Annotated in this window: 28 protein-coding genes and 2 pseudogenes; 4 read left to right on the top strand and 26 right to left on the bottom strand. The window is 32.9% G+C overall.

Features of this window, described 5'->3' with window-relative positions; translation table 11 throughout:
- Positions 1-20 precede the first annotated feature (20 nt).
- Both KDK92_RS10755 and KDK92_RS10750 read right to left on the bottom strand, forming a co-directional pair.
- Complete coding sequence (locus tag KDK92_RS10755; RefSeq protein WP_250859256.1) at positions 21-1199, bottom strand: class II aldolase/adducin family protein; 1179 nt, start codon at positions 1197-1199, stop codon at positions 21-23.
- Positions 1200-1212: 13 nt separating this feature from the next.
- Positions 1213-2688: an aspartate aminotransferase family protein gene (locus KDK92_RS10750; protein ID WP_250859255.1), complete on the bottom strand. Its 1476-nt coding sequence runs from the start codon at positions 2686-2688 to the stop codon at positions 1213-1215.
- Positions 2689-2931: 243 nt separating this feature from the next.
- Here KDK92_RS10750 and KDK92_RS10745 point away from each other — a divergent pair, with 243 nt between their 5' ends.
- A complete protein-coding gene (locus tag KDK92_RS10745; protein ID WP_250859254.1) occupies positions 2932-3585 on the top strand; it encodes a TetR/AcrR family transcriptional regulator in 654 nt (217 codons plus the stop codon).
- Between the two features lie 56 nt (positions 3586-3641).
- Here the strand turns inward: KDK92_RS10745 and eutM are convergent, their stop codons facing one another.
- The 22 genes from eutM to KDK92_RS10635 all read right to left on the bottom strand — a co-directional run bounded on the left by eutM (position 3642) and on the right by KDK92_RS10635 (position 22457).
- Complete coding sequence (eutM, locus tag KDK92_RS10740; RefSeq protein WP_250859253.1) at positions 3642-3932, bottom strand: ethanolamine utilization microcompartment protein EutM; 291 nt, start codon at positions 3930-3932, stop codon at positions 3642-3644.
- Between the two features lie 66 nt (positions 3933-3998).
- Entirely contained in the window at positions 3999-4649 is a 651-nt protein-coding gene (locus tag KDK92_RS10735) for a phosphate propanoyltransferase (RefSeq protein ID WP_250859252.1), read from the bottom strand.
- Entirely contained in the window at positions 4649-6247 is a 1599-nt protein-coding gene (locus tag KDK92_RS10730) for an acetaldehyde dehydrogenase (acetylating) (RefSeq protein ID WP_250859251.1), read from the bottom strand. Before KDK92_RS10730 ends, KDK92_RS10735 begins: the two co-directional genes overlap by 1 nt.
- Positions 6248-6280: 33 nt before the next feature.
- Positions 6281-6952, bottom strand: coding sequence for a BMC domain-containing protein (locus KDK92_RS10725; protein ID WP_250859250.1), 672 nt, complete (start codon positions 6950-6952; stop codon positions 6281-6283).
- A 20-nt stretch (positions 6953-6972) separates the two neighbouring features.
- The gene (locus KDK92_RS10720; RefSeq protein ID WP_250859249.1) at positions 6973-7671 is read right to left on the bottom strand and encodes a cupin domain-containing protein; all 699 of its coding nucleotides are present in this window, start codon (positions 7669-7671) and stop codon (positions 6973-6975) included.
- A 77-nt stretch (positions 7672-7748) separates the two neighbouring features.
- A complete protein-coding gene (locus tag KDK92_RS10715) occupies positions 7749-8012 on the bottom strand; it encodes a EutN/CcmL family microcompartment protein (protein ID WP_250859248.1) in 264 nt (87 codons plus the stop codon).
- Positions 8009-8311, bottom strand: coding sequence for a BMC domain-containing protein (locus KDK92_RS10710; RefSeq protein WP_250859247.1), 303 nt, complete (start codon positions 8309-8311; stop codon positions 8009-8011). The genes KDK92_RS10715 and KDK92_RS10710 overlap by 4 nt, the downstream gene beginning before the upstream one ends.
- A 15-nt stretch (positions 8312-8326) precedes the next feature.
- Positions 8327-9175 carry an ethanolamine utilization protein EutJ gene (gene eutJ / locus KDK92_RS10705; protein WP_250859246.1) on the bottom strand — a complete coding sequence of 283 codons (849 nt, stop codon included), beginning with the start codon at positions 9173-9175 and terminating at the stop codon, positions 8327-8329.
- Complete coding sequence (locus tag KDK92_RS10700) at positions 9157-9894, bottom strand: cobalamin adenosyltransferase (RefSeq protein ID WP_250859245.1); 738 nt, start codon at positions 9892-9894, stop codon at positions 9157-9159. Before KDK92_RS10700 ends, eutJ begins: the two co-directional genes overlap by 19 nt.
- Before the next feature lie 6 nt (positions 9895-9900).
- Complete coding sequence (locus KDK92_RS10695) at positions 9901-10347, bottom strand: EutP/PduV family microcompartment system protein (protein ID WP_250859244.1); 447 nt, start codon at positions 10345-10347, stop codon at positions 9901-9903.
- A complete protein-coding gene (locus tag KDK92_RS10690) occupies positions 10344-10697 on the bottom strand; it encodes a BMC domain-containing protein (RefSeq protein ID WP_250859243.1) in 354 nt (117 codons plus the stop codon). The genes KDK92_RS10695 and KDK92_RS10690 overlap by 4 nt, the downstream gene beginning before the upstream one ends.
- Before the next feature lie 38 nt (positions 10698-10735).
- Positions 10736-11689 (bottom strand): choline TMA-lyase-activating enzyme, encoded by a 954-nt coding sequence (gene cutD / locus KDK92_RS10685; protein WP_250859242.1) that lies wholly within the window; start codon positions 11687-11689, stop codon positions 10736-10738.
- 150 nt (positions 11690-11839) lie between these two features.
- Entirely contained in the window at positions 11840-14380 is a 2541-nt protein-coding gene (gene cutC / locus KDK92_RS10680) for a choline trimethylamine-lyase (RefSeq protein ID WP_250859241.1), read from the bottom strand.
- Between the two features lie 49 nt (positions 14381-14429).
- On the bottom strand, positions 14430-15923 hold the full coding sequence (locus tag KDK92_RS10675) for an acetaldehyde dehydrogenase (acetylating) (protein ID WP_250859240.1): 1494 nt from the start codon (positions 15921-15923) through the stop codon (positions 14430-14432).
- Between the two features lie 28 nt (positions 15924-15951).
- Complete coding sequence (locus KDK92_RS10670) at positions 15952-16269, bottom strand: BMC domain-containing protein (RefSeq protein WP_250859913.1); 318 nt, start codon at positions 16267-16269, stop codon at positions 15952-15954.
- A gap of 25 nt (positions 16270-16294) precedes the next feature.
- Entirely contained in the window at positions 16295-16591 is a 297-nt protein-coding gene (locus KDK92_RS10665; protein ID WP_250859239.1) for a BMC domain-containing protein, read from the bottom strand.
- 297 nt (positions 16592-16888) lie between these two features.
- Positions 16889-17155 (bottom strand): hypothetical protein, encoded by a 267-nt coding sequence (locus KDK92_RS10660; RefSeq protein ID WP_250859238.1) that lies wholly within the window; start codon positions 17153-17155, stop codon positions 16889-16891.
- Positions 17142-18254: a hypothetical protein gene (locus KDK92_RS10655; protein WP_250859237.1), complete on the bottom strand. Its 1113-nt coding sequence runs from the start codon at positions 18252-18254 to the stop codon at positions 17142-17144. The genes KDK92_RS10660 and KDK92_RS10655 overlap by 14 nt, the downstream gene beginning before the upstream one ends.
- Positions 18255-18384: 130 nt before the next feature.
- Entirely contained in the window at positions 18385-18651 is a 267-nt protein-coding gene (locus tag KDK92_RS10650; protein WP_250859236.1) for a hypothetical protein, read from the bottom strand.
- The gene (locus tag KDK92_RS10645) at positions 18638-19747 is read right to left on the bottom strand and encodes a hypothetical protein (protein ID WP_250859235.1); all 1110 of its coding nucleotides are present in this window, start codon (positions 19745-19747) and stop codon (positions 18638-18640) included. Before KDK92_RS10645 ends, KDK92_RS10650 begins: the two co-directional genes overlap by 14 nt.
- A 618-nt stretch (positions 19748-20365) precedes the next feature.
- A complete protein-coding gene (locus KDK92_RS10640) occupies positions 20366-21196 on the bottom strand; it encodes a MerR family transcriptional regulator (protein ID WP_250859234.1) in 831 nt (276 codons plus the stop codon).
- A gap of 118 nt (positions 21197-21314) precedes the next feature.
- Positions 21315-22457 carry a 1-propanol dehydrogenase PduQ gene (locus KDK92_RS10635; RefSeq protein WP_250859233.1) on the bottom strand — a complete coding sequence of 381 codons (1143 nt, stop codon included), beginning with the start codon at positions 22455-22457 and terminating at the stop codon, positions 21315-21317.
- Positions 22458-23185: 728 nt separating this feature from the next.
- On the opposite strand from KDK92_RS10635, the gene KDK92_RS10630 reads away from it, so the two are divergent.
- Positions 23186-24529, top strand: a complete 1344-nt coding sequence (locus KDK92_RS10630) for a 4Fe-4S dicluster domain-containing protein (RefSeq protein ID WP_250859232.1) — start codon at positions 23186-23188, stop codon at positions 24527-24529.
- Complete coding sequence (locus KDK92_RS10625) at positions 24526-25074, top strand: BMC domain-containing protein (protein ID WP_338115266.1); 549 nt, start codon at positions 24526-24528, stop codon at positions 25072-25074. Before KDK92_RS10630 ends, KDK92_RS10625 begins: the two co-directional genes overlap by 4 nt.
- Positions 25075-25302: 228 nt before the next feature.
- Here KDK92_RS10625 and KDK92_RS10620 read toward each other — a convergent pair whose 3' ends face one another.
- Both KDK92_RS10620 and KDK92_RS24920 read right to left on the bottom strand, forming a co-directional pair.
- The gene (locus tag KDK92_RS10620) at positions 25303-25473 is read right to left on the bottom strand and encodes a hypothetical protein (RefSeq protein ID WP_250859230.1); all 171 of its coding nucleotides are present in this window, start codon (positions 25471-25473) and stop codon (positions 25303-25305) included.
- 3 nt (positions 25474-25476) lie between these two features.
- Positions 25477-25548, bottom strand: a pseudogene (locus KDK92_RS24920) (Fic family protein); the annotation flags it as partial.
- Positions 25549-25868: 320 nt separating this feature from the next.
- On the opposite strand from KDK92_RS24920, the pseudogene KDK92_RS24965 reads away from it, so the two are divergent.
- A pseudogene (locus KDK92_RS24965) lies at positions 25869-25964 on the top strand (LAGLIDADG family homing endonuclease); the annotation flags it as partial.
- Positions 25965-26015 lie beyond the last annotated feature (51 nt).

The raw sequence follows: 26015 nt of genomic DNA, 5'->3' as shown, positions 1-26015 counted from the left end.
TTGGTTACCACCTCAACATATTATTCTTTTAATACTTTCTTAGAATATTTTTTTAAATAAACATATCTCATCAACATACACTCTAGAGGATTTATTGGTTTTACTTTGCCAAGTAGTGAAGCACCTATAAGTGCTTTACTTGCTTTCTGGGTTACCATACTTACTGCTTCAGCATCATCATAAGTTTTTCCACAGCATAATGCTCCTATGTTTCTCACGAGGATCACTGAAGATTTTTTTAAAGCTTCTGAAATTAAACGTGGGTTATTCTCAACATTTTTTACGTGTCTACCTACAAGCTGTGCAAAGTCATCTAGCAGAGGCTTCAATTTAATACCCTTATGAGAAATGGCGCGTATTTCAGGGGAATTATTAAATAAGATATGATTGATATTTTTATTTTTAGTGAATATAGCCTTATATATTTCCACTTCTTCAGGTAAAGAAGAGTCTATATTATCATAGTTAACTTCAATTTTTTCTCCATCCATATACAATACACAACCGTTTTCTGTCCTTTTACTATTGAAATAAATTTTATCACAAGATGAAGGTTCCCTTTCCCCACTTTGTGAAAGGGCAAATGTAGACATTTCCAAAGGATTATATTTCTCTCTTTTACTCAACCTCAAATAATGCTTTACCATAAAGGCATCACAAGCTTTTTCAAGTGCTGAAGCTATCATAAAGGCTTCATCATAATCTTTCCCAAAACAAAGAGCTCCATGATACTTCATAATAACTGCATTTGTTTTTGAATTCATAAGGGACTTTGCCACATTTTTGCGAAGTGATTTTGTTCCAGGTAAAGCATATCTTGCGAAGAGAACCTTCCCATCCAAAGAAGGGTGATAACCATTGATTTCTATTGAATTTAGCTCTGATGCCCCAATAACAGAAGCACTTTCTTGATGTGTGTGTATTACAAATTTAATATTAGGATAAAGCTTGTAAACCTCTGCATGTATTCCCTTTTCTGAAGAAGGTTTTATATTACCTTTATAGCTTAAATCAGCTATATTTACTTCAACTATTTCATCAGGCGTTAGTGACAGATAATTCCTGCCGCTAGGAGTTATTACAAAGGTATTTTCATCTACACGGCAACTTACATTGCCCCATGTACGAGCAATCAAACCTGATTCAACAAGCTTTATTCCGGCTTTTATAACTAAGTTCTTAGCTTCCTTTATATTCATACTATCCTCCATATTACTCTTTGATAGCTACTTCTTTGAATACATTTTCAAATCTTGATAGGATGTCTGGCAACATCTCTTCATTATAGGCTGCACTAGTGTATAATCTAGATCCCGCTAGAGTTACGAGTCCTTCAGCCATATATGCAGCTCCTATATGCTCCATTTCTTTTTTTCTTTCAGAAGTAGCATTTAAAACTGATGGAATTTGCCATGGTTTCCTCCAGTTTATTACAAAGTGCATTGTACCTACTGTTTCAAGATGGCATATTGACCCTTGGTTAAAAGCTACAAAAGGTAGATTATACTTTTCAATTAATTCTTGTACACCTTTAATTAATTTATCACCAAATAATCCTGCTTTTTCTATTGCCTTTTTTCTTTCAATTTCACAAAGTGTATAATATCCTGCAACACAACTAAGTGGATTTGCTGCCATTGTACCACCAACAAGTGCCTTTTTATGTTTAGATCCTCCACTTATTCCGGCAGTTAAATATTTCATATACTCTTTTTTACCACCTAGCCCTCCTGCACTAGGATACCCTCCAGCTACTACTTTTCCAAAAATAGTTAAATCCGGAGAGACGTCAAAATATCCTTGTGCTCCTGACATTCCAATTCTAAAAGCAGTTACTACTTCATCAAATATTAGGAGTGCTCCATATTTTCTACATAATTTTTCAACACCTTTATTAAAGTCCTTATCTAAAGGTCTAGTTCCACTTTCAGGTCCTATTGGTTCAATTAATACTGCTGCTGTACCACCCCTTAATTGATTGAAACGCAATTTTTTTTCAAGATCCTTTAAATCGTTTGGGAAAAACTCTTGTGTATATTTGAACATTTTACGTGGAACTCCATTAGCTTGAGTATGCTTAGTTCCTGGTAATCTTATCCCATAAGCAAGCTGATCACTCCACCCATGATAAGCTCCACCCATTTTTAAAATATTTTTCTTTTTAGTAGCAAGACGTGCAACTCTTATTGAAGCCATACATGCTTCTGTACCTGAACCTAACATTCTAAACATTTCAACAGATTTAATATTATCCGAAATTTTTTTAGCAAGTTTATACTCATATTCATGGAATAGTCCTGTAGATGGTCCACAATCATTTAATAATTCAATTACTTTTTCACGAACCTCTATGGGATTACTACCTAATACTGTAGGGCCTCCTGCTTGAAGAAAATCATAATATTTATTACCATCTAAGTCATACAAGTAAACTCCTTCTGCCTTTGTGAACACAAGTGGAAAAGGATGATTAAAAGCAAGGTTATGCTGAACTCCTCCTGGAATTATTTCCTTAGCTTCTTTAATCATTTCCTTGGATTTTGAACATTTTTTATCAAAATACTCTTCCTCATATCTTTTTAATGCCTCTGGACGAACAGTATAAATTGGTTTTTTAATTAATCCATCAAGCTGATTTATTACTTTCTTCACATCAGGGTATTCAGAAATTGAAAATCTTTGATCCATATAAAAGCTCCCCCTTTTGAATTTTAAATATCCTCAATATAAAAGCGCTAATAATCACTTTATTACATTCTATGAAAGTATTGAGTGAATATTCACTCATTTTTTCAAATTTAATACCCATAATTTGAAAATTTTTGATATAATTAGAAATATAGACTCATTGACTATATGTAGTCTATGAATAAAGATAGTAAAATCGTCTGTGTAGGTTTCTACACTAGATATTTTAATGAGGTGCGACTAATGAAATTTAAGTATAATAATGAATTGTTTGATAAAATATCTGAAGAGAAAAAAAGTAGAATACTAGAAGCAGCTATAACTGAGTTCGCTGATTATGGTTATGATAGAGCTAATATAAATAAAATAGCTGAAAAAGCCGGTGTAAGTGTAGGATCAATATATAAGTACTTCAATAATAAACAAGACTTATATCTAGCAATTGTAAATTTTTCTGTTGAAAAACTTAAAACAGTCCTAAATGAAATAATTAGTAGTGAAATTGATTTTTTAAGCACAGTAGAAAAAATTATTAAGGCAATACAGTTATTCTCAAGAAGTGATGTATATTTAACAAAATTATATAATGAAATGGCCACAGAAAATAATTCTGAATTAGTATGGAAAATTGCTTCTGATATGGAGGGAATATCTGCAAATCTCTATTCATCCATTATAAAAAAAGCTCAAGATGATGGACAAGTTAGAAAAGATATAAATTCAGATTACTTTGCTTTTTTCCTTGATAATTTGTTCATATTACTTCAGTTTTCATATTCTTGTGAGTATTATAAGGAACGACTTAAAATGTTTATAGATGAAAAGGTATTTGATAATGATGATTTATTAGCTGAGGAACTATTAAAATTTATAAAAGGAGCTTTTTATTTAAAATAAAAACGTCGCTAAATCAGATTTAGCGACGCTTCATTTATTTCACTATAATTCAAATCTTATTTTGCAGCTTCTTTACTTGATGGAAGAATTACTTCAACCTCAGAATGTGGACGTGGGATAACGTGAACTGACATTAATTCTCCAACACGTTGTGCAGCAGCAGCACCAGCATCTGTAGCAGCTTTAACAGCTCCAACATCACCTCTAACCATAACAGTTACAAGTCCGCCTCCAATATATTCTTTACCTATTAAATATACATTTGCAGCCTTAACCATAGCATCTGCTGCCTCTATTGATCCTACTAAACCTTTAGTTTCTATCATTCCTAATGCATCAAATTTCATTTTGAAATCCTCCTAAGTATATTTTATTTTTTATATTATAAATTTTAATTATAAACACTTATTAATTTATTTCACTATTGTTATTTTTGATTTTGAGTTAATGCCCATTGCATTAGCTTCTTCTATATCAAGATGACATTCAAGCGTTGAAGCATCATTAGCTCTAACAGCTACATTGTTGTATACTCCGCCTCTTAAATCATCAAATTTTATTGATACTATATCGCCATCACAAACTCCTAAATTTTTAGCATCATCAGGTGTCATGTGAATATGTCTTTGTGCAACTATTAAGCCTTCTTCTATTTGAACAGAACCTTTTGGTCCAACTAATGTAATTCCAGATGTTCTGTTTAAATCTCCAGATAATCTTACATGTGGTACTGCTCCAAGTTTAATGCAGTCTCCAGCTAATACTTCAACTTGAGTCTTACTTCTTACAGGTCCAAGGATTCTAACTTTTTCAATTGCACCTTTTTTTCCGCAAATTATTACGGTTTCCTTGCACGCATATTGTCCAGTTTGAGATAAGTCTTTAAGTTTCGTAAGCTGATAATCTTTACCAAAAAGACTATCTAAATCTTTTTGTGAAAGATGTATATGTCTATTAGAAACACCTACTGGAATATCATTTGAATTCCCAGGAGTTACAGAATCTGCTTCTTTACCCTTCACAGCTTCTAGTAAAAGCTTTAATACATCTTCATAATTATTCATTAGTTTGACCCCTTCATAGAAGCTACTATTTGATTAACTAAGTCTAAAAGTTCTTCATTTTTTTTGCTTTCACTATTGCATTCAGTACAATTGTTAGTATTTTGAACACAATCATTAGCTTTATTTAAAGCTGCTGCAGCTGCTGCAATTTGATCTGGACTCATATTCATAAATTGATTTTGAACTCCATGACAGTTTTCAGCAGTTTTTATACAATTGAAAGTTGGGTCATTAGATGCTAATGTTGCGCAATCTTTTAAACCATAAGCAACTCTCTTGATGTTTATAAGGTGTTCTGGGGTAACATTTTCAGATACTGAACTTCCTCCCCATGTACCACATCCTAAAGTAAATGAAGGCATAAGACCTGTGCTTCCACCTGTTCCACCTTGTGCTCCACCAGTGTTAACAAGAATACGAGAAGCTGGCTTTGCAGAAAACTTCATAACCATATCTCTATCTTCAGTATGGATACTCATTGTGTGACCAATTCCATTTTGAAGTAATTGAATACTTAATTCACATGCTTCATGACAGTCTTTTACTGTATAGAATCCAAGAACTGTAGTAAGTTTTTCAAATGATAATGGATTGCCTTGACCTACTCCATTTTGCTTTCCTATAAGTACTTTTGTTCCTTCTGGAATTGTGATTCCTGCAGCACTTGCAATAACTTGTGGACTTCTTCCAACAAACTTAGCATTCATAACATGTCCATTTTTGAATAAAAGCTTACAAACTTCAGCAGTTTCTTCTTCTGTCATGAAATATCCGCCTTGCTTTTTGAACTCTTGAACAACAATATCATGATTGCATTCTTCACATATTATTGATTGTTCTGAAGCACAAATTGTACCATAATCAAAAGTCTTACTTGCAATAATGTTTCTAACAGCTTTCTCTACATTAGCAGTTCTTTCGATGTATGCTGGTGAATTTCCTGCACCTACACCTAGAGCTGGTTTTCCTGCACTATAAGCAGCTTTAACCATTCCTGGACCACCCGTAGCTATTATTATAGCTACTTCTGGGCTTTTCATCAACTCATTTGTAGCTGCAATTGATAAAGTAGTTAGGCTGGCAATAATGTTCTCTGGTGCACCAGCCTCAACAGCTGCATCATTCATTAATTGAATTGCTTTAATTGTACATTTTGCAGCAGCTGGATGTGGTGAGAACACTATAGCATTACGAGACTTAATTGAAATCATAGCTTTGAAAATCGCAGTAGACGTTGGGTTTGTTGAAGGTACTATACCCATAACTAAACCAACTGGCTCAGCAATCTCTATAAGCTTATTTGTCTCATCTTCGTTAATTATACCGACAGTTTTCATATCTTTGATTGAATCATATAGTACAGTAGATGCTAAATGATTTTTGAAAGTTTTATCTTCAACTTTACCAAAACCAGTCTCTTCAACTGCCATTTGTGCTAAACAAACACAATTCTCTTTTGCAACTCTAACCATGTTAAGTAAAATTTTATCAATTTGCTCTTCTGTGTAATCAGCAATTTTATTAGCTGCTACTTTTCCAAGTCTAGCAAGATTTCTAGCTTCTTGTATTGAACGCAAATCTTTATCATAATTTTCCATTATTCATACTTCCTTTCGTAAACCTCACAATAGCTAATTTTTCTCATAATATAATTTAAATTTCGTAATTAATAAATTCTTTCCTGCCTTTGAAATTGTTCTACCTGTAATTACAAAATCTTTATATTCACGAGCTAGATTTCTAAGCTTAACAACCTTTATCTTAGATAATATCAAAATGGTTTCTTCTATACCATTTTTACTTACTAAATTATCTACATCATCTTTATGTAGATTGTCTAAACTTACCTTATTTAGTTTATCTAAATCATTAACTAAAGTATCTTGATTTTGTTTAACCTTCTCTTCAGTTTTCTCTGCAACCTCTATAACCTCTTTAGTTTCCTTTACAACCTCTACAACCTCTTCAGTTTTCTCTGCAACCTCTACATCTTTATCAGATGATGGAGCTTCTAAAACTTCTACTGGAGTATTAGGTCCAATTATACTTTCCAATTCCTCATGAGGACGTGGAATTACATGCTCTGAAACTAAAAATTCTTGATCAAGTTTTTTAACAGCTGCTACCCCAGCTTCTATAGATGCTTTTACTGCACCTACATCACCTGTAACTGCAATTGTAACAAGACCGCCACCTACATAAGTTTTTTCAATAATACTTACATCTGCTGATTTCACCATTGTATCAGCAGCCTCAACAGCTGCAAGTAATCCTTTTGTTTCTATTAAGCCAAGCGCTTGCATAGGTCAATCCTCCTAGTCTTCTATAAAAGATCTGCCCAGTTTGCTGGATATGTTGTATAGAATACCCTAGCTTTGTCTGGAGAACCCCAAACTACTTTAGAACCTGATGGTACAAATAACACATCTCCAGGATAAGCTACATATGTCTTTCCATCGATTTCCACTGTTAAAGTTCCCTCAATAACAAAGTCAATCTCCTCGTAAGTTAATTCCCACTCAAATTCTGAGTTTTCAATAACTAAAAATCCAGCACTCATTTTTGATTCTTCTTTATTTATTAACTCTTGAAAATAAACTTTTGCATCTGGATTACCAGTATCAAATACGTCCATTTTCACTGAGTTTCCTCTAACAACTTTAAGTCCGTTAGGAGCGCACTCAGCGTCATATGGAAGGTCCTTCGCCTTTAAACATTCAAGCATTTCTTGTAAAAGACCCCTATTCATCATTTCTCTAAATAGAGTAATCATCATTTCACTATCCATATTCTCTATACTTGGAGCTTTTTTCACTTCAGAATTCACTACAGAATTTTGTACTGAATTCTGTACTGAATTCTGTGCTTTAGTCATAGGAGCTTCTGTAGTAAATATCACTCCACTGTTTTTTGCAAGATCCTTAGCTGATGGCGTAATTATCTCACTACCATCTAAATAAAATATTTTCTCGCCGCTTAATATTACTGCTTCAACATCTTTTCCACATATTAATCTTTTCATGCTTTCACATCCTTTCAAATAATATTGATACCTATAAAGATCCTAAAATCCTATGATTGTTTAAGAAAGATTGGATTTTAACCAAAATTGCAATCATCATCAATTATCCCAATAACAACTGCATCTACAGGAATATTGTCATTATCTAACATTTTACGAGCAGATGATCCAGTACTAACTATAACTCTATCACCAATACCTGCACTGATAATATCAACAACAATAAATCTACGTCCGTCATCTTTCCCACCGATTTCCTCAGCAAGCATAAATTTAAACCCGCTAAGTGATTCGGCTTTTCTAGTTGCCCATACATTATCAATAAGTCTTGCTGCTATCATATTGTTTTTCCCTCTTTCATTTTCAGTTTAATCTCATTTATTGCGGATTCAACTGATGATGTATCACCAAAAATCCCAAGTAAAACCATGTGCTGAGGACATGTCCCTCTAATATCTTCAACAGTAACTCCAGCAGCTTTCTCAGCAATATCTGCAACGTAAATCATATCGATAAGCTTGCCTTGAACAAGACCTATAGCATCAACATTATCTAACTTTGTTTTGCAATTTCCACCCATTCGTCTAATTAGAATATCTTTAGTGCTATCGGAAGGTGATTTTATAATTCTAAAATCCACTTTTCAACACTCTCCTTATTCTTCTATAATATCTTGTGTACAACTTAATGCTATTCCAAGAGGTGTAACAAACATAGGGTTTTTAGGTTTATGAGTATGCACTCCTGTCTTTTTTTCAATAATTTCTTCAATTCCTGTCAAACAACAAGTACCCCCTACTAAAGAAAGTTCATTCACATCATAATCTTTAATATGCTGATTAATAATTGATGACACCTTTTCAACTACTGGCTTTAGTACTGGTAAAATTTCCTTATGATTTTTATTATCTCTTTTAAATATATCTGCCTCTTTAAAAGGCATTCCATATGCACCTGAAATAACTAATGAAAAATGAGTACCACCTGTAGGTTCATCAACAACATAAACAACCTTTCCATCTTTTAGAACTGATATTCCAGTTGTTCCACCACCGATATCTACAACTGCACCATTTTTAATTTTAAGTGCAGCATTTGCTGCAGTAGGTTCATCTAAAAGGCATGTCAATTCAAATCCTGCCGCTTGAACTACGTTTTTAATTGCTCCAGAATCTAAAGCATCTGTGCCAGGCGGAATTGCAGCAGCCGCATAAAGAAGTTCTGTATTCAATTTTTCCTCGATTTCCTGCTTAAGTTCTCTAACAATTCTTATTGCTCCGATATAGTCAACAACCATACCGTCACGAACTACATCTGCATATCTATATGCACCAGCAACAGGCTCATAGTTTTCATCTAAAACAGCCAAAACCACACAAGCTGTACCTAGGTCCACACCTGTATAATAAACAGAAGATCCATTAACAATTGGTGTTTCTATAACTTCTTCAAACTTCTGAACCAACTCATCGCAATATTCAAAAGTTAATTTTTTCTCTGACATTCTTTTCCTCCTACTGCTGAACAAATCAATTGAGACAGCGAATTAATTATTGAATTAACATTTCCCGTAATTGCATTTTCAAAACAGTCATCATCATTTTCATAAGTCTCAATTATCTCAAACTGTAACTCCTGTAAAGCACAACGAAGTGTATGTATTTTTAAAATTGCATTGCTTTTTTGAAGTTGCATATGAAATTCTGTTATTTCAAAACAATCATCAAGCTCAGTTGTGAAATTTAATGAATTCATTCCTGTACACTCTCTGCAGTAAATGGACTCAAGAGTACCTTTTCCATTCACAACATTTCTAATGTTTGATATTTTTCTACCCAAATTCACAATACTTTGTGCTAAAATAATATCTTCTCTTAATATTTCACTACTAGTAACAAGAAATAGTGCCTCTATGGATTTTAATTTACAACAAAGCTTCTTTTTCAACTTTAAATTACTGTTTCCCACTTCTTTTATTTCTACAACCTGGTTATCTTGTTTTATTGTTTCACCCTGGTTGTCTTGCTTTATTGTTTCAACCTTATTGTATTGAGAAATATTCTTATTTACTTTTGGAGCATCATCATTAATTTTTATTCCTTTATCAGATAAATATTGAGTTGCTCCAGGTGTAAAGCGCTGTCCCTTTTGTAACTTATAGGTGTTAAAAGGTTCTTTTCTATATATATCTCTCAAATACTCTTCAGTAATAAATTTCATCATTGACCTTTACTCCTCACCTTTTTCAAATAAATACTTCTTTAAAGGATCAATTCCTATTCCCATTGGAAAACTAATATGAAAATATGGTTCTGATACTCCTATCTTCTTTAGCTGTTGCAAACATTTTTCTTCATTTTCAGGCATCAAGTCACATTTTGTTATAACTCCAATTACCTGACATGTAAAAGACTTTGCAAATCCAGGGGAGTATATTTCGGCGCAATTAGATTGGTCAACTAATATAAGCACATAAGATGCATCCTGAGCTGCTGCAATTATATGTTTGTACATCCATGCATTCTCTATATAAGCTCCTGGAACATCAATGGTATTCTTACCATAAATTAAATCTGGTGTTCGTCTTAATGGACCATCATAATCGTTTAATACATTAACCAATGTAGTTTTACCACACCTTGAGGGGCCAATTACCATTATACGCTTCTTTCTCATGTTCTTGTAATGGGAGCAGGAGTAAATCCAAGCATATCCTTTAACGTATCATTTACTGCACCAAGTGCTGTTTCAACACTTTGAACATCACCATTTATTACAACAGAACCTGTAAAACGATCAAGAAATCCAATTTCAACATCAGCAAACTTTGTAGCAATATCTGCTGCAATAATTGCAGTTTCATATGGAGAAAGGGTTAAAATACCTATTGCTCCTTTTTCATCGATTCCAAGACGTTCATATATATCAGGCATGGGCGATGCAATAACATGAGCTATGGTAATCTGCTTTCCTGGAACTGACTCTTGTACAATACGCTGTATATTTCTATCAAGAAAATCTCCCATAAACCTACCCTTCCATCTTATTATCTATTTGAAATTTTTTAATGACGGATTACTTTTACAGGTAAATCGTATCTTTTAATCCATCCTTCTATTGCATCTAAATCTTCACTTTTTAAACTTGGATCATCCTTTATAGGATATTCAATTCCTAATTGATTGTATTTATTTACCCCCATCTTGTGATATGGAAGCAAATCAATTCCTTTAAAGTTTTTATACTCTTTGTATGGCGTTAATAACTCCATAACTTTTTCAATGTCCTCTTGACGATCATTTACACCTTTAAGTAAAGGCATACGAATCTTCACATTGTATTTGCGACGAAGAAGTTCTTCCAGATTTTCTAAAATCCGTTCATTCCTCACACCTGTTAACTCAAAGTGTCTCTCAGAATCAATATGCTTAATATCAAATAGGAATAAATCTGTGAACTCGGCAACCTTAAGTACTGATTCCAGCTTTGCATAACCGCAAGTTTCAATTGCAGTGTTTATCCCTTCTTGCTTACATGCCATTAATAAACTGCACGCTGCTTCTGGTTGCATTAAAACTTCGCCACCACCTAATGTAACTCCACCACCAGACATTTCATAAAAAGTTCTATCTTCTTCTACAATTTCTAAAAGTTCAGAGATAGTTTTTACTTCTCCAACTATTGATATAGCAGATTGAAGACAAGCTTCTTTACACTTACCACATCCGATACAATCAATATCATGATTAACTTCATGCTTTAGAGTTTCATTAGAGATAATATGTTTGGAAACAGGACAAACAGAAACACAAGCGCCACAATTAACACACATATTAGTTTTAACCATAACCCTAGGCTTTTTTATCATTCCTTCAGGATTTGCACACCATTTACAACGAAGGGGACACCCTTGAAAAAATACTATAGTTCTTATTCCATCTCCATCATACATATTATATTTTTGTATATTAAAAATCGACGCTTTTCGTTCAAGTATACCTAAATTTCCATTACTCATATTCTTCATTCTCCTGTTTCTTTTACCTTGATTCTTAATATATATCTTAACCGTAATCTACAGAACAGCGCTGTAGATTACAGTTAAAATTAAATTTAACTAAGCATCGTTAAACTATATAATACTTCTACCTTATTAAATTTCTTTTAATTAAAGGTGTTCAAGCATAGTTCTACTGATGATTTCATCTTGAACATCTTTACATAACTCAACGAAAAATGCACTATATCCAGCAACACGAACGATTAAATCACGGTATTGCTCTGGGTGTTTTTGTGCTTCTAGTAAAGTCTTATTATCTAAGTAGTTAAACTGTACTTCTCCAAGTTGAAGCGCACATGCACTACGTAATAATGTAATTATTCCTTGTTCACCTTCTGGTGTATCAAGAAGACCAGACATTAATTTGAAGTTATGAACCATACCTATATTCATATCCTCACAAGACATTTTAGAAACAGATTTCATAATAGAAGTAGGTCCTTTATAATCTGCTCCTTGTGATGGACTTATACCATCTGATAAAGGCATCCATGCTCTACGTCCATTTGCTGTAGCTCCAGTAAGCTGTCCAAATGGAGTGTTGTTAGAGATTGATAAAGTACCATGGCTAAGTACTGAATATAATGTCTTATATTTACGGTGCTCTCTTTCAGTAAAGTTAACTAAATCAGCTGCAATTAAATCTGCATAGTCATCATCGTTACCATACTTAGGTGCATCTAAACAATCTTTTCTTAATTTTTCATATCCAACGAAATCAACTTTTAGAGCTTCGTTCATTTCTTGTAAAGTGTATTTTTTATCATCAAATACTAATTTCTTTATAGCTGCCATAGAGTCTGCATAAGTAGCAAGACCACTCCATACTACTCCAGGTCCGAAGTTATACATAGCTCCGCCGGCTTCTACTCCTTTACCTTTTTCCATACATCCTTCATACATCATGGACATAAGTGGTTTTGGTGCAAGATCTCTGTGAACACGTTGAGAAATTACTGTAGCAACACTTGTCCACTTAGTAACATATTTAATTTGCTCTTTAACTGCAGCTTCAAATTGCTCATAAGTTTTAAACTGACTTACATCACCCATATTTGGGCATACTTGCTTACCATACCATAGTGGTACACCATTATTTAAAGCAAGTTCTATACATATAGGCCATTGAGTGTATCCTGTAGAAGTCCATTGATATAATCTTCCTGATTTCTGTGGCTCAACGCATCCCATTAAACAGTAATCTCTTGCATCTTCTATAGAAACACCTTTAGCTAACATCATTTTTATATGAACATCATCAAAGTGACATGCTGGGAATCCCATACCTGCACGAATAACCTCAACTATCTTTTTAAGATACTTCTGTGGTGATGATTTGTGTATACGGCACGCTAAAGATGGTTGGTATATCTTAACATGACGAACTGCATCCATTAATAGGTATGTTAATTCGTTTGTAGCATCACGACCTTCTCTAGTTACACCACCTAAACACATGTTAACGAATGGCTGATAACCTGCAAAGAATTTAGAAGCATCTTCACTTGTTAACCACATCATTTCAGACATTTTTACAAGCATACAACCTGCTAATTCAAATGCTTCAAAATCAGTCATACGTCCAGCTTCAATATCAGCTTTATATAATGGGTACATGTACTGGTCAACACGTCCTATAGACATACCTGTTTGATTTTCCTCAACTACAAGTAATGATTCTATAGTCCAAACTGATTGAACTGCTTCCCAGAAATTGCTTGGCTTGTGCGCTGGAACTCTAGCATTCACTTCAGAAATCTTTAATAATTCTGCTTTTCTCTTAGGGTTAGTTTCTTTTGCAGCTAACTCAGCAGCATAGTCTGACATACGTTTAGCATATATCATAACACCCTCAGCAGTATCAATTAATGATTTGTAGAAATAGATTCTATCTATATCATCTGGATTTTCATAGCTAAGTTCTGCTAATTTTTCCTCAGATTCTTTTATTATGTCAAGCATACCTTTTTTCATTAAGATAACGTCATATCCTGGGTTAGAGTCTCCCCCACCATTTACTGCGTGATATGAACAGTCTGAAACATAAGATTCTCCTGAAAGTTCCCATACTCCAGCTTCACGATACTGATCTTCACAGTATTCATCAACTGATTTACCTTTCCAAAATGGGAATATGTCTTCACGTAAAACATTCTTATCTTCTTCTGAAAGGTAGAATGGGTCTTGTGGACGAGTTGATATTGTATCAAGTTCATCCTCTAACCATCTCCAAGCGATATCAGGAGAGAATGATCCTGCACGAGGCATTCCATTTGGTGCACCAACTATAAGCTCGTGGTCTTGAATTACTAATGGTGCATGTTCACAACAGTATTTGAAACATTTACCACGTAAAATTGCTTTAGGCATACCAGGGTTTTCTTTAGCCATTTTAGTAACAGCTTTTGCTTTGTGAATTGTTATAGTTGGAACATGCTTTAAGTAAGTTTCCTTTAACTTACTTAGACGTTCAGTTATTCCATCTGGAATTTGACCATTATTGTCACCTACAACATGACTAGCAACTGGTTCTTCTTTTGTTATTTCTTTAGAAACACTTGAAAACATCTTCATTAAACTAGCACGTTCTTCTTCTGACATGTTTTGAGTAGCTTCCATAAATTTATTTGAAAAATCACGAATATCCACTTTATTACCTCACATTCTTTAATGTATTTCATATCTTAGATATGATATTTCAACTTAAGTTACCTATAACTTTTTTCAAAATATTCTCTAGTACCTTAAAGTTATCTATTTCATTTGCATTTAGTTTATCATTTAAAACTGAACTTGAAGAGTTCCCATTATTGTTTTCTGATTTAACAATTTCATCAACTTTACGAACTCCATATCCAACTTTACGCACATATATTAAATTCATAGGTGAAACGTTATCTGAAGTCATCCCATGACCTGCAGAACCGCTACCTAAAGTCATTGAAGGAAACAAATTTGTAGTTGCTCCCATGCTTCCAAAAGTTCCTGGAGTATTTACAAGCACTCTCCCAACTGGTTTCTTCAATGCAAATTGACGAATAACGTCTTCATCCCTTGAATGTATAACAAGTGTATGTCCATGTCGCTCACTAAGTAACAATTCTATACATTTTTCACAAGCATGCATCCAGTCATCTTCTATATAAAAAGCTAACACAGGACAAAGCTTTTCTCTTGAATAAGGATTTTTTTGGGAAACAAACTTTTGTTGTGAAATAAGAACCTTCACATCTTGAGGAACACTAAAACCAGCATTCTTAGCCAAGAATTGTGGTGATTTACCAACCATCTCTAAGTAAAGACTTCCATTTTTATCAAAAAGTATCGTTCCCAACTTTTCAGCTTCCTCTTCTGTCATAAAGTATCCACCATTTTTCTGAAGTTCTTGTTTTACTTCAGCTACAATACAACTATCAACAACAATTGATTGTTCAGCGGCAGAAACAATTCCATAATCAAAATTCTTGCTATTAATAATATCTTTAACTGCCTGCTCTATATCAGCTGTACGCTCTATAAAAGCTGGACCATTTCCATTACCGCCATAGATTACAGGCTTACCAGATTTATAAGCTGCATCAAGCATTTGTGGAACTCCAGTATTCATTATAAGTGAAGTATCCCTATGATTCATAAGTTCTGATGAACCACTTGGTGTTACTGTATGTAAATATGCAAGAGCACCTTCTGGAAGTCCTACACCCTCTGCAGCTCGAATCAAAATATCAATTGTTTTACAAATTGTATTTTTAGCTCTTGGATGAGGTGAAAATATAATTGCATTTCCAGATTTAATTGCAATTAATGCCTTATATATCGTTGTAGAAACAGGACTAGTTGATGGACAAAACGCTATAATAACACCCATTGGCACGCCAACATCCATTGTCTTGTTCACTTTATCTTCATTAATGATACCTACACAATTCATACCTTTAAGTCTATTATTCAGATACTCACATACAAAATGGTTTTTGATATATTTATCTTCCCACTTTCCATATTCAGTTTCTTCATTAGACATTTTTGCAAGTTCCCTTAAATGTTTTTCAATCTCTTCAGTCATACGTTCAACTATCTCATCAAGTTTTTCTTGTGAGAAGGTTGCTAATTTTCTTTGTGCTTCACGAGCATTTTCAACGAGAATTCTCGCTTCCTGCATGGAGAGTAAATCATTATCAATAATATTCATTTTTCTCTCTCCTTTTCCTTAAAAAAATTTAATTTTCTTGTTCTGGTAAAAGATTTTTAATTGCGTAACGCTTTATTATTTTTTCAAGATCTTCGTGTGGTCTTGCAATAACTATTGAACTATAAAGGTTTGCACCTTCCATTCCTTTAACTGCTGCAACACCAGCATCTACCGCTGTTCTACAAGCACCAACATCACCACGAACTACTACAGATATATATCCTGATGCAACATTTTCATATCCTACAACTTCAACGTCTGCTGATTTGCACATAGCATCTGCTGCTTCTAAAGCAAAAACCAGACCAAAAGTTTCTATTAATCCTAAAGCTTCATATCTTGCCATAATCATATCATTTCCTTTCTATGTTTTATGAATCAATATCGTGTACTGAAACAATATCTCCAACTTCTCTAATAGGACGTGGCATAACATTGTGTGCTGTTAATGTACCAACAGCTCTTGCTGCTTCAGCACCTGCTTCTACAGCAGATTTTACTGCACCCACATCACCTTTTACCATAACTGTTACAAGAGTTGAACCAATATTTTCATATGAAATTAATTCAACATTAGCTGCCTTAAGCATTTTATCTGCTGCTTCAAGTGCAGGAACTAAACCTACTGTTTCTATAAGACCTAAAGCCTCATCTCCATAATACCTCATTTGTAATTCCTCCTCCCTGTTTTGACTCAATATATATATTTCATGAATCATACAAATTGTACGATTATATGTATGTTTGTATTAATCTTTCTTTCGTTTGTTTTATATATTGATTATATTCCTTACCCTTTGGGGGAAAGTCAATATTTTTTTATAAAAAGATTTTTATACAGTTTCACTGTAAAGTATGATATTAGGAGCAATATCTGCTCCTAATATTCACTAAAAATAATTACTTTACTACAATTTCAAGTGATTTATTCTATATAAGCATTCCCCCATGGGGAATGTTAAAAATTAACCTCTAATATATTTATTAATTGTAGCAGCACCCTCTTCATGTGCATGATAATAAACCTTTAATTCCTTATTTTTATCTAATTCAAATCTTGTTTCCTCAATAAGTCCATTTGCTTCTGCTGTCATTAAAGCAGTAATTACAGCTTTCTTTTTCAAAGCCTTAAAATTTCCATATTGTCCTTTTAACGCTTCTATAACATCATCAGCACAAGCTTCTTCAACTTTAGTAAAATATTTTAAGATTGCATAATTAAGCGGCTTCATCTAGTTGAACCTCCTCATTTTTTCTTCTTAAAAGATCAAGTGGATTCATAGAAATTGTAAGAATACCAAACATCATTACTACAGCTCCAATCCAAGCAACTGAAGGTAATGCCCATCCATCCATTCCACCGTATACTCCTAATAACAATAAGCAGAATAATGGTCCGAAGAATGAATATGTACCATTACATGCAGTACCAAGTCCCGCTCCGCACATACTGTTTCCAGCATACCATGTCATAAATGTGATAAATGATAAAAGACCACTCAAAGCAAACCAAATCATTGCAGGACCACTTGTAAATGCTTGTACCGCAAGATCAACAGAAATATTTACTCCACCAGCCATTATTCCAAAAATCGGAACTAAAATGAATAGATTTGCTATACCTGATGTTACTTGACGAATACAAATACCAATTTCAGGATCAATCATTGCTGAACCATATCCAGCTACACAACCTTCAAATCCCCAAGCAAGAGCTGCAATAATTGCTATTGCAATACCAATAAAAGTACTTGTTGAAGCACCACCGGTAAATCCTGTACTACCAATTAAGAAGCTGGCAAATACACATACCGCAATACCAAAAGCCATACGTTTATTTAATTCCTGCTTATATAAAATTTTACCTAATATAGCAGCAATAGCAGGACAAAGCGCTGATATTGGAACAACTATTGAGCCTGCCATTTGAATAGCTATAACATAAGCAGTACCAGCTATAGGTCCTCCGATAAGCGCCGCGACAATTATAATACGTCCTGGTGCTGTATTAACACATCTTAAGAAATCTTTAAATTTTCCTTTTTTTAATGCATATAAAAGCGACCAACCAGCACTACATGTATCGTTGATTGCATTACCAAGTGCTGCAAGTAAGTACGCTATAGCAAATGCTGATAACCCTGCTGTATTAGCACCATACCAATCACCCCAAACACCTTTAGTCATTCCCATAGTTAGACATGCTGTCCATAGTCCATAGATAAGTCCTGAAAATAAAGCTAGGGATATACCCTTTTTGAAGAAATTACTTGTTAATTTCTTTTTTGAAGCAACTGCTTCTAAACTTACTGCTTTTGAAACTTCCTTCATAAAATAAAACTCCTTTTAATGTCCATTTTCTTTAGTATATTAATTTCTTTTGTATATTAATAAAAAGCTCATCACTGTCAAGCCTTAGCTTATAGCAATGAGCTTTTTAAAAATTCAATTTCGTTCTTTCTTAGTCTTTGATATATTTGTTGATTGTAGCCGCACCTTCTTCGTGTGCATGATAATAAACCTTTAACTCACCATTTTTATCTAATTCAAATCTTGTTTCTTCAATAAGACCATTTGCCTCTGCTGTCATTAAAGCTGTTATTACAGCTTTCTTTTTCAAAGCCTTAAAATTGCCGTACTCCCCTTTTAAAGCATTTATAACATCATCAGCACAAGCCTCATTAACTTTTGTAAAATATTTTAAAATCGCATAATTAAGCGGCTTCATTTTCTGCTACCTCCTTCTTTCTGAATAAATCCATTGGATTCATAGCTATTACAAGGATACCAAACATCATTAATACGGCAGAAATCCAAACGATTGGAGGTAATGCCCATCCGTCCATACCACCTATCACTCCAAGAATTATCCAACAGCAGAATGGACCCCAGAATGAAAATGTACCATTACAAGCCATACCAAGTGCAGCACCACACATACTGTTACCGTTATACCAACTCATGTATGAAACAAAAGCACAAAGACCACTTAAAGCAAACCAAATCATTGCAGGACCACTTGTAAATGCTTGAACAACTAAATCAGTTGAAAAGCTAATTCCGCCACCAAACATCATACCAAATAAAGGTACTAATATTATTAAGTTTGATAGTCCAGATGTTGCTTGACGAATTGTAATACCAACCTCGGAGTCAATCATAGCTGTACCATATCCAGCTACACAACCTTCAAATCCCCATCCAAGAGCCGCGATAAATGCAATACAAAGTCCAGCTAATAATCCCTCTGGAGCATCTGAACCAATACTAGTACTACCAATCATGAAACTAGATAAAACACATATAGCTATACCAAGTAACATACGCTTATCTAATTTTTGTTTAAATAATATTCTTGCTAAAATAGCACCAATAGCTGGGCAAAGAGCAGTAATTGGAATAACAATTGAACCTGCCATTTTTAAAGCTACAACAAAAGCTGTACTTGAAATAGGTCCTCCAATAAGAGCAGCTACTATCATTACAGCACCCGGCTTAGTTTTAAGACATCTAAAGAAATCTCCAAGTTTACCTTTAACAGCTGCATAAATTAATGCCCAAACAGCACTACATGTATCATTTACAGCACTACCAAGAGCACCAAGTACAAATGTAATAACTACTGCTGACAACCCTGCTGTATTAGCACCATACCAGTCCCCCCAGACTCCTTTTGTCATTCCCAGCGTCAAAAACGCCGAATAAAATCCATACATAAGACCTGAAAAAAGAGCAATTGAAATACCCTTTTTTAAAAAATTAGATGATAATTTCTGTTTTGCACTGATCGCTTCTGCGTTTACCACTTTCGAAACTTTACTCATAAAATAAAACCCCTTTCGATTATGCGCTTAACATTTTTTTAATTTATATTATGTTTAATACACAAAAATATTTTAGTCCAACTACATATACAATATATAGTTTCAGAACGTATTAATCTGCAATATATATTGCAGATGGTTTTGATTGAACTTACTTTTTTTGTGGTTAAATCATATTATTAAATAAAAATTTATAATGAATATATTTTCAGACAGGCACTAATATTATTATGATTGTTATAATTTGTGGCATTTTATTTTTAAACTATTGAACAACTCTTCACTTTGTATCTTTAGGTTTTTTATACTCAAGTAAATTATATAACTTTCCCTATGGGGTAAGGTCAATATATATTCATGAAAAATTCAAAAAAAATTTAAAACCAAATAACTTTAGCTACTCTTCGTATATTATTTATTAATATATGAAGAGTAGCTAAAGTTAGTTATATCCGTCTTTTTAGATAAAAAATAGAAAAAATACACCAATAACAATCAATATAACTTAATTCCTTAAAACAATATTTTTTTATCTAATAATATTTTATTTTTCTTTTACATATCGAGTATTATAATCACGTTTAACTCTCCCCTATGGTCAACGTTTGCATAATAAAATTATTTTTTTCTCTTAACTTTAATCAAAATTTCCGTTACAAATTTATCAACATTTTCAGTTGTCCAATAATCTGTTACATATCTTTCGTAGGATTCTTCACAGCATATGTAACCATGGCTTTTTGTCCAATCTTGAATTTTTTTATATGTTTCATTAATTGTTTCATGACCTCCTATATGATAACAAGTAGCTACCATCCAGCCGCCAAATTCTACACTTAGTTCCTCTTTAATCTTTAAAATCGTCTCTTGCATTATTCTAATCTTATTGCATTTCCCATTAATTTTATCCTCAAAGGATGGAAAACATATAATTACAGGACCTGTTATTGCATTATCTATGCTATCTATGTAATTATTAAACTCTATATTAATTATAGAATCCATATAATGATATTCAAAATCTTGATCTAAAAAAGTTAAAGTACGATTATCTATGTATTTTATAGCCACATCGCAGACGTTGTTTTCAATTACCATCTGTGCCTCGACTATAAGATCATGCCAATCTTTAACCGATCTTATTTTTAAATTTATTTCCTTATCGAGATCCTTTAATTCACTGATTTTTTTTCTAAAACTTTTATCAAAAAAGTCATAGGTTGTCCCTTTTAAGAAGTCTTTCATTTCCTCAAGCTTAAATCCACTCTGCTTATAATATTTTATCACTGGCACTGCTAATAAATTTCTCTTGCTATAATATCTGTAACCACTTTCATCAGCTACTTTATCAGGCGATAATATGCCCATTTTGTCGTAATATCTCAGCGCTTTTTTTGTTATTTTGCATATTTCCCCAACTTTTCCTATTGAATATAATTCTCCCTCCATTTTAATCCTCCTTTTTTGTCGTATTTTAAATTATATTATAATCCAGTTAATTTATCAACTTTTTGTAAAAAAAACACAAAAAAACCACCCATTAATGAGTGGTATAAAATACATTATTTTATCCTATAACTTTATCTAAAAGATTTAATAAATCTTCACTTGTTGTTTCTCTAGGATTTGCTGTTGTACAGATATCATTAAGTGCTGCATTAATAATTTCTACTCTTGATGCTTGAGCCAAATTCATATCAACACCTTGCTCTTTTAATGTTGTTGGAATCATCAATGTCTTTTGAAGTTCTACAATACTTCTAATTAGATTATTAACTCCAATATGTACATTTGGTGCATGTAACTTCAATAATTTTGCAAGTCTTTGATATTTTTTAGCCGCTATGTCATATTCAACATTAAAAGCATTTTTACTTAAATTAGCATTATATTCAATTACATAAGGAAGTATCATCGCATTACTTCTACCATGAGAAACATGTAATTTCCCACCCACCGCATGAGCTAAACTGTGAGTAATTCCAAGTCCAGCTGCATTAAACGCCATACCAGCAAGGCATGATGCATTGTGAAGTTTTTCTCTTGCTAATATATCATTTCCATCAGCATAAGCCTGTGGTAAAAATCTAAAAGCTAATGTAAACGCTTTTTCTGCAAGCGCATCTGAAAAATCAGTAGCATTCTTTGAAACATAGGCCTCTATAGCGTGTGTGATTACGTCCATTCCTGTATCAGCAGTTATAGATTTAGGTACAGATTTTACCAATTCCGGATCAAGAATTGCAACCATTGGAAGAAGAGATTTATCTGCAAGAGCATATTTTATTCCTTCTTGTTTATTTGTAATTACTGCATATTCAGTTACCTCAGAGCCCGTACCGCTTGTAGTTGGTATAGCGTAGCACTCTTCTATAGAGGAAACTCCTCCATTAATTTTTTTTGCATATTCTCTGATGGCCTTAGCTCCATCAATTGATGAACCTCCACCAAGAGCTATCATAACCTGCGCATCACAACTTTGTAATTTTTGAATACCTGCAGCAATAACTTCTACAGATGGATCAGGTACAATATCACTAAATATAGCTACTTCACAATCAACAAGCTTTTCTTGTATTTTGGCAGCCATACCTGAAGTTTCCATAAATTTATCGCATACTATCAATACTCTTTTATTTTTAATTTCATTTAGTCTATCTAATGAACCTTCTCCAAAATAAACTTTTGTATTAATACTAAATTCTTTCATATACATTTTCTCCTAATTTTAAAAAATATTTAAGATATGAATGAATTAGTTATTCTTTAACTTGAATATAAAATTAACCCACAATTATAACAGTCAAAGTAAGTTTATAATAAACTTTACCAATGAATTATACCAAGAATGTATTAATAATACAACACTCAACTTTCGACCTTATATCTATAGGCTATACCCTATAGCCATCGGTCCAAGCGAACTGCTTTTGTTTTATGATGAAATTTCTAAGAAAAATCACTAACGTTAACCGATGGCTTTTTACAGAATTATATATTTAACCACCTAATAACTTAATCCACGAGAATTCTTTTATACTTACCTTTTTAGTTAGACAATGTCTTAATCTACGTCTAACACCAATTAAACCTTAACTTTGTTTTTGTAGGTATCCAATTCATAACAATGATATTTTAAAAAATATGTTGACTCTACCCTTAAGGCAAAGTATATAATTTACTTGAGAAAAAATTCCTACACGATGCAAAATCATAAGCTGTTCAATAGTTTAAAAATAAAATGTTAGCATAATCGAAAGGGATTTTATTTAGCGAAAATCTTTTCTGTGTTTTTGTGTTTGACAAATCAATTATCACAGGAAATAGGGTTTACAGAGTTTTTTTATATAAAAAACTCTGTAAACCCTAATAGATAACTATTTTAACAAAAATAAGGGTGTAAAACTTAACACTACCAAAAGGAGATGTGACTAGTTTATGGATTTGTTAGATCAAATATTTAAAGCTGGAGTTGTTGGTGCAGGTGGCGCTGGGTTTCCAACTCATGTGAAATTAAATTGCAAAGTAGAATATTTAATTTTGAATGGTTCTGAATGTGAACCACTTCTTGCTACGGATAAATATTTAATGAGAACTAAAGCAAAAGAGATAATTGAAACATTAGAAAAAATAGCTGAATTGATTGAAGCTAAAAAAATAGTAATTGGTTTAAAACACAAATATAAAAGTGAAATTGAGAGCCTTCAATTAGCCATAAAAAACATGAACTCTAGGGTAGAATTGCATTATTTGGATAATTTCTATCCAGCAGGAGATGAACAGATTTTGGTTTATGAAATAACTGGAAAAACCATTCCACCTGCAGGTATCCCTTTACATGTTGGAGCAGTTGTATCTAATGTTGGAACTGTTGTTAATATTAATGAGGCTCTGAATAATACTCCAGTTATGTATAGTTATGTATCAGTTTTAGGTGAGATTAGAAATCCAGTTATACTAAAAGTCCCTATTGGAACACCTATAATAAAATGCATTGAAGAAGCAGGTGGTTCACCCCTAAATGATTATAGCATAATATTGGGTGGCCCAATGATGGGGAAAATATTAAACAAATCAGATTTAGAACATAGTGTAATAACTAAAACTAATGGAGCAATTATTGTTGTACCAGATAATCACTACTTAGTTGAAAGAGATAAAATTTCTATTGAACACATAATTAACAGAGCAAAATCTGCTTGTATACAATGTTCATATTGTACACAATTTTGTCCTAGATATTTAATAGGACATCCTATAGAGCCGCATAAAATAATGAGAACTCTATCCTTATCTAAAAATGAGGAGATTATAAAAGAAACTCAACTATGTTCTGAATGTGGTGTCTGCGAGCTATATGCATGTCCAATGGGTTTATCACCACGTCAAGTAAATATTTTCTTAAAAAATGAATTAAGAGAAAAAGGGTTCAGATATAAAAATACTGAAAGTGAGTTTTATGCAAGAGAAGGAAGAGAAAATAGGAAAATACCAACTAAGCGCCTCATGGCGAGAGTTGATGTTATCAAGTATTATGGGCAGGAAATTGAAGAATCCAAAGAAATATTTGTTTCAACAGTGAAAATACCATTACAACAGCATATTGGTAAAAGCGCTACTTCTCTTGTTAATATTGGAGAGATGGTTACAAAAGGACAACAAATTGGAAGTGTTGAGAAGGGTGAATTAGGAGCCAATATTCATGCTAGTATAAGTGGAAAGGTTGTTGAAGTAAATAATTTCATTGTTATTGAAAATGAAAAAATGGAGGATGAAGCATAATGAATACAATTGGTATGATCGAACTTAATAGTATTGCAAAAGGAATTGAAACAGCAGATATTATGGTTAAAGCTGCTGAAGTTAATTTAGTAATGGCTAAGCCTATTTGTCCAGGAAAGTATTTAATTTTAATAGCAGGAGATGTTGGATCCGTAAATTCATCAATTGAAGCTGGTGTGCAAAACGGTAGTTTATACGTTGTTGATAAGCTATTACTACCTAGAGTTCATCCTCAACTTTTGAATGCAATCAACCAATCTAGTGATATTGGAGAAGTAAATGCTGTTGGGGTGTTAGAATATTATAGTATTGCAACAGCTATAGTAGGAGCAGATGCTGCTGTAAAGGCTTCAAATATTCAACTGATAGAAGTGAGATTAGGAATTGGAATTGGTGGAAAAGCATTTGTAACATTTACTGGAGATATTAGTTCTGTAAATGAAGCTGTAGAAGTAGGAGCTAAGATTGGAAGCGACAATGGCTTGTTAGTAAACAAGGTTGTGATTCCATCCCCAACAAAAGAGCTATTTAATAAATTACTCTAGATTATTATCAAAAATGAATTTTCAAAGTTGATCATATTTCAATAAATTCTTTGCAGAAATTCATCATATGATAGAATATAAGTATATTAACTAATTTATAACATATAGTACAATGTGTGGTACAATATTTTAGCGAAGCAATGGAAGCTGTCTCAAAAATGATATCAAATCACTTTTGAGACAGCTTCTTTATTTTTTCTCATGTTTATTACTTCATTATACCACTATTTATCGCCTTCTGAGGACATGCATTTTTACATTCTGCACATCGTATATACTCTGGACTGTTGGGCTTTTTATAATTTTCTGTCCTTCATAAGTTGCATTTTTATATTCATCATTATACTTTTCATCTATTCCTATTAAACAATTATTATTTTCAATACACTGTTTCAGCATTATAAATCTTCCTACACGTCCATTACAATCTTTGAAAGGATATATTTTTTCAAATCCCCCATGGAACTTTACAATAGAGCAAATCCTTTTTCTGAACTTGCCACCACCTCAATAATTCATCCATTTTTATATCAACTTCCCAATGTTGATCTAGAATAATATCTGAACCAGTTATTTAATTTAGTACTTTCTTCCATGCTCCAGAAAATCCACGTTGAAAATATCTTGTGTTATTTCAGCATTCTATGACTTTCTAGCATTATAGATTTTGTTAACTTTTCTCCTAAAGTAATAATAACAAAATCAAATAATTCAACTGAATTATTTGCTTCATATTAGTATAATCACATTAATTTCAGATAAAAATATATTGATATTAGTTTTGAGGTGATATAATGACTCCAACTGAAAAAGCATACATCGCAGGAATAATCGATGGCGAAGGAAGTATTATGCTCATAAAGTTTCATAAAAATCAATTCCCCTCCCCATTCAATATCGTAGTAATCATCATTCAATATTTCATCTCGAAATATTTTACC

The organism is Oceanirhabdus seepicola, from assembly GCF_023684385.1.
Lineage (GTDB): Bacteria > Bacillota > Clostridia > Clostridiales > Clostridiaceae > Oceanirhabdus > Oceanirhabdus seepicola.
This window is presented reverse-complemented; position numbering and strand designations above follow the sequence as displayed.

Excerpts from the sequence above, each read along its gene's own strand:
- KDK92_RS10755 (WP_250859256.1), bottom strand. The coding sequence starts at position 1,199 with ATGAATATAAAGGAAGCTAAGAACTTAGTTATAAAAGCCGGAATAAAG.
- KDK92_RS10750 (WP_250859255.1), bottom strand. The coding sequence starts at position 2,688 with ATGGATCAAAGATTTTCAATTTCTGAATACCCTGATGTGAAGAAAGTA.
- KDK92_RS10745 (WP_250859254.1), top strand. The coding sequence starts at position 2,932 with ATGAAATTTAAGTATAATAATGAATTGTTTGATAAAATATCTGAAGAG.
- eutM (WP_250859253.1), bottom strand. The coding sequence starts at position 3,932 with ATGAAATTTGATGCATTAGGAATGATAGAAACTAAAGGTTTAGTAGGA.
- KDK92_RS10735 (WP_250859252.1), bottom strand. The coding sequence starts at position 4,649 with ATGAATAATTATGAAGATGTATTAAAGCTTTTACTAGAAGCTGTGAAG.
- KDK92_RS10730 (WP_250859251.1), bottom strand. The coding sequence starts at position 6,247 with ATGGAAAATTATGATAAAGATTTGCGTTCAATACAAGAAGCTAGAAAT.
- KDK92_RS10725 (WP_250859250.1), bottom strand. The coding sequence starts at position 6,952 with ATGCAAGCGCTTGGCTTAATAGAAACAAAAGGATTACTTGCAGCTGTT.
- KDK92_RS10720 (WP_250859249.1), bottom strand. The coding sequence starts at position 7,671 with ATGAAAAGATTAATATGTGGAAAAGATGTTGAAGCAGTAATATTAAGC.
- KDK92_RS10715 (WP_250859248.1), bottom strand. The coding sequence starts at position 8,012 with ATGATAGCAGCAAGACTTATTGATAATGTATGGGCAACTAGAAAAGCC.
- eutJ (WP_250859246.1), bottom strand. The coding sequence starts at position 9,175 with ATGTCAGAGAAAAAATTAACTTTTGAATATTGCGATGAGTTGGTTCAG.
- KDK92_RS10700 (WP_250859245.1), bottom strand. The coding sequence starts at position 9,894 with ATGATGAAATTTATTACTGAAGAGTATTTGAGAGATATATATAGAAAA.
- KDK92_RS10695 (WP_250859244.1), bottom strand. The coding sequence starts at position 10,347 with ATGAGAAAGAAGCGTATAATGGTAATTGGCCCCTCAAGGTGTGGTAAA.
- KDK92_RS10690 (WP_250859243.1), bottom strand. The coding sequence starts at position 10,697 with ATGGGAGATTTTCTTGATAGAAATATACAGCGTATTGTACAAGAGTCA.
- cutD (WP_250859242.1), bottom strand. The coding sequence starts at position 11,689 with ATGAGTAATGGAAATTTAGGTATACTTGAACGAAAAGCGTCGATTTTT.
- KDK92_RS10675 (WP_250859240.1), bottom strand. The coding sequence starts at position 15,923 with ATGAATATTATTGATAATGATTTACTCTCCATGCAGGAAGCGAGAATT.
- KDK92_RS10670 (WP_250859913.1), bottom strand. The coding sequence starts at position 16,269 with ATGGCAAGATATGAAGCTTTAGGATTAATAGAAACTTTTGGTCTGGTT.
- KDK92_RS10665 (WP_250859239.1), bottom strand. The coding sequence starts at position 16,591 with ATGAGGTATTATGGAGATGAGGCTTTAGGTCTTATAGAAACAGTAGGT.
- KDK92_RS10660 (WP_250859238.1), bottom strand. The coding sequence starts at position 17,155 with ATGAAGCCGCTTAATTATGCAATCTTAAAATATTTTACTAAAGTTGAA.
- KDK92_RS10655 (WP_250859237.1), bottom strand. The coding sequence starts at position 18,254 with ATGAAGGAAGTTTCAAAAGCAGTAAGTTTAGAAGCAGTTGCTTCAAAA.
- KDK92_RS10650 (WP_250859236.1), bottom strand. The coding sequence starts at position 18,651 with ATGAAGCCGCTTAATTATGCGATTTTAAAATATTTTACAAAAGTTAAT.
- KDK92_RS10645 (WP_250859235.1), bottom strand. The coding sequence starts at position 19,747 with ATGAGTAAAGTTTCGAAAGTGGTAAACGCAGAAGCGATCAGTGCAAAA.
- KDK92_RS10640 (WP_250859234.1), bottom strand. The coding sequence starts at position 21,196 with ATGGAGGGAGAATTATATTCAATAGGAAAAGTTGGGGAAATATGCAAA.
- KDK92_RS10635 (WP_250859233.1), bottom strand. The coding sequence starts at position 22,457 with ATGAAAGAATTTAGTATTAATACAAAAGTTTATTTTGGAGAAGGTTCA.
- KDK92_RS10630 (WP_250859232.1), top strand. The coding sequence starts at position 23,186 with ATGGATTTGTTAGATCAAATATTTAAAGCTGGAGTTGTTGGTGCAGGT.
- KDK92_RS10620 (WP_250859230.1), bottom strand. The coding sequence starts at position 25,473 with ATGCTGAAACAGTGTATTGAAAATAATAATTGTTTAATAGGAATAGAT.